The organism is Streptomyces atriruber (assembly GCF_001418325.1).
GTDB lineage: Bacteria > Actinomycetota > Actinomycetes > Streptomycetales > Streptomycetaceae > Streptomyces > Streptomyces atriruber.
The window spans coordinates 1,779-2,703 of record NZ_LIPN01000577.1 but is presented as its reverse complement, the minus strand read 5'-3'; the positions used below and the strand labels follow the sequence as shown (position 1 = coordinate 2,703).

At 70.6% G+C, this 925-nt stretch carries 1 pseudogene; it reads right to left on the bottom strand.

Annotated elements, in window-relative coordinates:
* Positions 1 to 925 (bottom strand): annotated as a pseudogene (locus AOK03_RS44695) (hypothetical protein); the annotation flags it as partial.

Genomic DNA, 925 nt, shown 5'->3' with positions numbered 1-925 from the left:
GGCGTACAGCGGTTCGGCGGCCACGGTGGCGAGGGCGGCCTGCTCGTCCGAGGTGAGGGGAGCCAGGCGTCCGGCCGCGAGGGCGTTGACGGCCAGGGACGGGAGGTCGGGGCGGTGCTGGTCGGGAAAGACGTCGAGGAGCCCGAGGCCGCACAGGCGGGCCGCCGATCCGCCGACAGCGGCGGCGACGACGTCGATGACGGGTTGCGGGACCGGGACGGTGAACAGGGTGCAGGCCCGTAGCAGGTCACAGTGGGTGGGCCCGGCCTGGTCGAGGAGGGCGTCGAGGGCCAGGTTCGCCAGGAAATCGCCGATGTCGGAGTTGTCGGTTGGAGGGTCACCCTGGTGTAGGTAGGCCTCCATTCCGGCGACGGCTGCCTCGGCACGGTCCTCGTCGACCTCGCTGCTGTAGACCAGCCGCAGCCCGATGAGGTCCTGCAGCCCGGGGTTGCCGCAACTGACGTCCAGGGCCCGCTGGGCCAAGTCCGCGCGCTGAGTCCGGTACTCGACCGGCGCGAGGTCCTGCTGACGGCGCTGGAGTTTGAGCTGAGCCGCCGACGACAACGGCTGCAACTGGACCGGCTCCAACCGGGCCTGCAACCCGTCGAGCGTGAACGTATAGCGGCTGGTGATCAGCAGACGGCTGTCGGTCATGGACGGGTCGAACGCACAGAGCACGTCGGCGAGCACGGCGGCGTGCTCGGGATCGATCCGGTGCGGGCCGTCGGGGTCGGCGGTCAGGATCTGTTCGAGGTCGTCGATGATCAGCAGGAGGGGTTTGCGGACGTCGTCGAGTTCCTGGGCGCACGGTCCGGCCAGCAAATCGATCAGGAGCGGCTTGAGGCGGTCCGGCTGTTCGCGGATCTCCGCGCGCCTCACCTCGATGAGGGTGCGGGCAGCGGGGTTGGCGGCGACGGCGTCGGCG